At 37.4% G+C, this 540-nt stretch carries 1 protein-coding gene; it reads left to right on the forward strand.

Going from position 1 to position 540, the window contains the following annotated elements:
• Window positions 1–27 precede the first annotated feature (27 nt).
• Window positions 28–540, forward strand: a 513-nt coding sequence (locus tag ACYVTD_RS15915) for a glycoside hydrolase family 99-like domain-containing protein (protein WP_461248662.1), incomplete at its 3' end; no start/stop codon positions are given.

Genomic DNA, 540 nt, shown 5'->3' on the forward strand with positions numbered 1-540 from the left:
AGGTAATCATTTGGAACCCGATATGAAATGGGGAAAGCGTTATTTGGAACAAATAAAAGATTTAACAATATGAAACCGCGAATGATCGCATTTTATTTACCTCAGTATTACCCAACGGATACTAACGATAAATATTGGGGTAAAGGCTTTACGGAATGGACAAACGTATGTAAAGCCCGTCCGTTATTTAGGGGGCATTACCAGCCTCATGTGCCAGCCGATTTGGGTTTTTATGATTTGCGCTTAAAAGAAACTCGAATAGCGCAGACTGAAATGGCAAAAGAACACGGAATAGAGGGTTTTTGTTATTATCATTATTGGTTCGGTAATGGAAGACGGGAGTTAGATAGGCCGTTTCATGAAGTGCTTGAAAGTAGCGAGCCAGATTTTCCGTTTATGCTTTGTTGGGCAAATGAAAGTTGGCATAAAAAATTTTGGAACGTAGACGGAGTATTTTCCAAAAAAATTATTGTTGAACAGCAATATAACGGAATAGAAGATTATACAAAATATTTTTACTCCCTTTTACCGGCATTTAAG

Source organism: Treponema sp. R6D11 (assembly GCF_054786075.1).